This window comes from Rhizobium cerradonense, from assembly GCF_030182455.1.
GTDB lineage: Bacteria > Pseudomonadota > Alphaproteobacteria > Rhizobiales > Rhizobiaceae > Rhizobium.
Genome location: NZ_JAQJCK010000054.1, coordinates 1 through 3,991, shown reverse-complemented (window position 1 = coordinate 3,991; position 3,991 = coordinate 1). Strand labels below are relative to the sequence as shown.

Below are 3,991 nucleotides of genomic sequence, written 5' to 3'. Positions count from 1 at the left end.
CGCAACTTCCGCGCCGGTATCGAAGCCGGAATATCATGCCTCAAGCGTGCCTACGGCCTGGCACGCTGCACCTGGCGGGGCCTTGACCACTTCAAGACCTACGTCTGGTCCTCCGTCGTGGCTTACAACCTCGTCCTCTTCATCCGCCTCAAACCGACCTGAACTCCGACCAGCTTTTAGAATTGCGCCGTCGCTACAATGCCGGCCTCGTGGCGTACGCCTCAGCGCCGCCAACTGTATACTGCCCAATCACAAGCGTTCATGATCCTGTCCGTCGCCCCAAAACCACTCTCACCGCAAAGGACAAACCCTTGTAAACGCGCTTAAATACGCCTGTTTGTGGACGGAAACTAGCTAGTTAATCTGTTGACGCTTTATGACCCGAGCCGCCTTCCGCCAAGCGGATGCGGCGCATCATTCGTTCAGTAGGGGCAACATGGACAAAAGCACCCTTCACCTTCACCTGGACAACCTCTCCTCGGCATCGCCTTAACTGAGCTTGCTGTGGAAGTGTGACGCAACCCGGTCAGCAGCTTGACGCACTGTCTCAGCTTGGTCGTAAAAGTCGAAGTGTTTTCCCTCAATCCAATGAAGGTCTTTCGGGCCTGCCAAAAGGTCATACACTTTGCGAGCCTGATCAGGGAACGCCGCACCATCTGAGTGAACGACGAGTGCTGGTGCCGTAACATGGGGAGCCTGCGCCAAAGGGTCAAAAGCAAGCCAAGGCTCCCAGGCCATAACCGCAAACTCGTTGCGCCAGGCACGAACGCTCCCGCCGCGTGACTGATCCATATAGTATTCGCTGGGGCTGGGGCTCACTGCCGATTTGTCGTTCGGCATATACGCGAAGACCGTTTCGATTACCCCATTTTCGTCGTATCGTTTACGCGCCTGTCGACCTGCCGCGATCCGGTTGTCGATACCTTCACGGCCGAACATCTTCAACCCGAGTTCGGGGTCGGAGAAAAACCCTGCAACGGTGGCTAACGCACCCACGTTGGGGTCCTTCGCAGCCGTGTAGAGACCCGTGCCCCCTGATGTGCAAATCCCGAGAATCCCTGTCCCGGTCACGTCGCTACGTTTCTTCAAATACCGAAGCGCGGCCGATAAGTCCTCCGCCTTCGAAGCCTGCTCCTCGAACTGGCGCATCGCACCGCTACTCTCGCCGTAATTGCGATAATCAATTGCGAGCGCAATGATGCCGCGCCGGGCAAGTTCGCCAGCATAATTTCCGCCCATCTGCTCCTTCACCGAGGTTAGCGAACCACCGACCGCGACGGCCGGATAGCGACGCGATGGATCATGTCCCTCTGGAAGATATAGATTGGCGACGACGAACCCGTCCTCGCTTTCAAAACTGACTTTCTGCGCCGCTGGTTGGCTTCGTTCGGTCAGTGTCTGTGCCATGGTATTTTTTCCTGTGCTGAAGAGAACGGCAGTCGCCCCAATAGCGAGGCCGAGGTTCCGGCGTGTGATCGATGCAATAGGCATCGGCGACAACTCCTAACGAAGGCTCTAAAGATACCCGGTGGAGTTTGGTTTGATAATCTGCAAAAAACTAAAAGGGTTTGTAAGGCGAGTTTGATAATGAGAGCTGACCTCCTGGAAGGAATAGTCGTCTTCACTCGTGTCGCGGAACGACGGAGCTTTACTGCTGCTGCGCTTGAACTCGGCGTGACACCTGCTGCAATCAGTTGGACGATCAAGCAACTGGAGGCGCGTGTGGGCGCACCGCTCTTCACGCGCACAACGCGTTCCGTTGGCCTTACCGAAGCGGGACAAGTCTTTTTGGAGCAGGCTTCAGCGGGCGTCGCCTACGTTGAAGCTGCATATGAGGCCGCTCAGCGCCTCAGTGATAACCCCAGAGGGCTTCTGCGGTTTGAACCGCGCCGGGTTTGCCGGAGACCGTTTGGTTTAAGTTATGCGGCCATAGCTGGTGCGTCCAGCATGGCGTAGTATCGTTCTTCTGCCTCTGCTGGCGGAATATTCCCGATGGGTTCCAGAAGACGGCGGAGGTTGAACCAGTCGACCCATTCGAGCGTGGCGAACTCCACGGCTTCGAAGTTGCGCCATGGTCCTCGCCGATGGATGACCTCTGCCTTGTAAAGACCGTTGATCGTTTCGGCGAGAGCATTGTCGTAACTGTCGCCAACGCTTCCGACAGACGGCTCGATGCCCGCCTCCGCCAGCCGTTCGGAATAGCGAATGGACACATATTGCGAGCCGCGGTCGGAATGATGAACCAGCCCGCCACGTTTAACGGGCCTCCGATCATGAAGCGCCTGATCGAGGGCATCGAGTACAAAGCCCGCATGGGCCGTTCGGCTTGCCCGCCAACCGACGATACGGCGGGCGAAGGCATCAATGACGAAGGCCACGTAAACGAAGCCCTGCCAGGTCGCGAAATCGGATAACCACAGCATGTTCGGCGCTGGAGCGCAGAACTGTCGGTTCACCCGGTCGAGCGGACATGGAGCGGACTTGTCCGACACAGTGGTTTTGACTGGCTTGCCGCGAATGACGCCTTGAAGCCCCATCATTCTCATAAGCCGAGCGACGGTGCAGCGGGCGATGTCGTAACCTTCTCGCTGCAACTGCCGCCAGACTTTGCGCACACCATAGACCTGGAAGTTCTCGTTGAACACCCGACGTATCTCGACTTTCATGGCAATATCATTCCGTTCGCGGGCCGATAGGCGGTCCACGTCCATGCGCTTGGCGATAACCTCATAACAGGTGGACGGGGCAATCGGCAGCAGTCTGCAGATCGGCTCGACCCCGAGCACCGAGCGGTGTTCGTCGATGAAGGAGATCATCGCTTCAGTGGGCGGTCGAGCTCCGCCTGGGCAAAATACGCCGAGGCTTTGCGTAGAATCTCATTCGCCTGACGAAGCTCGCGGTTCTCCCGCTCCAGAGCCTTCATCTTCTCCGCCACGTCACTCGGCAAACCTGCACGCTTGCCGCTGTCGACCTCGGCCTTCTTCACCCATTCATGGAGGGTATGCGCCGAGCAACCGATCTTGGCCGCTATCGATGATACCGCCGCCCAGCGGGAGGGATGTTCGGCTTCATGCTCCGTCACCATCCGAACGGCGCGGGCACGAACTTCAGGAGAGAATTTGTTCGTCGTCTTGCTTGTCATAGACCCTACTTCTCACGAGTTGGGGTCTCCGGCAAACCCGGCGCGGTTCACTCCGAGGGTGGTCGTGGGGTCACCTGCTTACTTCGCAAAACGCGGTAAGCCGCTGCGGCCAGAAGAGCTTGAGCGTCACTCCTGTATCAATATTCGGCTCGCTGGAGGCGCAGTCTACCGCTGGGATTTTGTCGAGCACACCGAGGAGATTGGGACTCGGAGCTTCGTGATGGATGTGGCAGGAGGTCTCACCGTAAATGGACCCGCGACTTCTCTTTCAGCCGCGCAGGCAGGTGTCGGTTTAGCCTACAATATCGCTGGCGTTGTCGAGCCGCTGATCCGCCAGGGTCTCCTCGAAACCTGCCTCGAAACGTTCATGCCCACGAGTCCGGGTTTTTTCATCTATTTTCCGGATCGAAAACAAGCGCTACCCAAATTGCGGGCGTTTGTGGATTACTGGCACAATTATCATCCCTCTCAAGCCAACTCGCTCAATGCTATTGTCGAGCAAAAGGCGAAATCCGAGTCCGGCGCAACCTGATTAACGTGTTAGGGCAACAGCGCTTAGTGCGGCTGCAAAGCCGATGAAAGATAGTTGATGAAAGTTCAGTACGGAGAAGAAGTGGCGAATCACTCTGACCCCGAGTCATGCGGCGCACATCGCGAGGTATGCGTCGAAGCGTTGACAGGGGAAACCGGCAGGCCAGCCATAGAGCCGCGAAATGAAAAATCCGGGATGCCGACGCTGTTAAGCGAAGCGGAAGGCAACACGGTGCATGGCGTCAATCGCAAGCCATGCCCCGATCCCGCGCGGTCGGAGACCCTGTGCATGCCGGGAAGTCTTTCATACGGAAGCAG

The 3,991-nt window shown here is 57.5% G+C and carries 6 protein-coding genes and 1 other annotated feature; of the genes, 4 read left to right on the top strand and 2 right to left on the bottom strand.

Annotated elements, in window-relative coordinates:
• A partial coding sequence (locus PH547_RS33455; protein ID WP_285170337.1) for a transposase occupies nucleotides 1-162 on the top strand: 162 nt, incomplete at its 5' end.
• Between the two features lie 327 nt (nucleotides 163-489).
• Here PH547_RS33455 and PH547_RS33450 read toward each other — a convergent pair.
• The gene (locus PH547_RS33450; protein WP_246802382.1) at nucleotides 490-1,407 is read right to left on the bottom strand and encodes an alpha/beta hydrolase; all 918 of its coding nucleotides are present in this window, start codon (nucleotides 1,405-1,407) and stop codon (nucleotides 490-492) included.
• 180 nt (nucleotides 1,408-1,587) lie between these two features.
• Between PH547_RS33450 and PH547_RS33445 the strand changes: the two genes are divergently transcribed.
• Entirely contained in the window at nucleotides 1,588-1,956 is a 369-nt protein-coding gene (locus tag PH547_RS33445) for a LysR family transcriptional regulator (protein WP_246802383.1), read from the top strand.
• On the opposite strand, the gene PH547_RS33440 is transcribed toward PH547_RS33445, so the two are convergent.
• Nucleotides 1,920-3,142 (bottom strand): IS3 family transposase gene (locus PH547_RS33440; protein WP_184806348.1). Its coding sequence is split into 2 segments (ribosomal slippage): nucleotides 1,920-2,851 and nucleotides 2,851-3,142, totalling 1,224 coding nucleotides; the frame shifts between segments, so codons are not numbered across the junction. The genes PH547_RS33445 and PH547_RS33440 overlap by 37 nt on opposite strands.
• Nucleotides 2,742-2,858, bottom strand: a sequence feature (AL1L pseudoknot). (Overlaps the previous gene by 117 nt.)
• Before the next feature lie 64 nt (nucleotides 3,143-3,206).
• Between PH547_RS33440 and PH547_RS33435 the strand changes: the two genes are divergently transcribed.
• Both PH547_RS33435 and PH547_RS33430 read left to right on the top strand, forming a co-directional pair.
• Nucleotides 3,207-3,674, top strand: a complete 468-nt coding sequence (locus PH547_RS33435) for a LysR substrate-binding domain-containing protein (RefSeq protein WP_285170460.1) — start codon at nucleotides 3,207-3,209, stop codon at nucleotides 3,672-3,674.
• 57 nt (nucleotides 3,675-3,731) lie between these two features.
• A partial coding sequence (locus PH547_RS33430; RefSeq protein ID WP_483315601.1) for a hypothetical protein occupies nucleotides 3,732-3,991 on the top strand: 260 nt, incomplete at its 3' end.

Excerpts from the sequence above, each read along its gene's own strand:
- PH547_RS33450 (WP_246802382.1), bottom strand. The coding sequence starts at position 1,407 with ATGGCACAGACACTGACCGAACGAAGCCAACCAGCGGCGCAGAAAGTC.
- PH547_RS33445 (WP_246802383.1), top strand. The coding sequence starts at position 1,588 with ATGAGAGCTGACCTCCTGGAAGGAATAGTCGTCTTCACTCGTGTCGCG.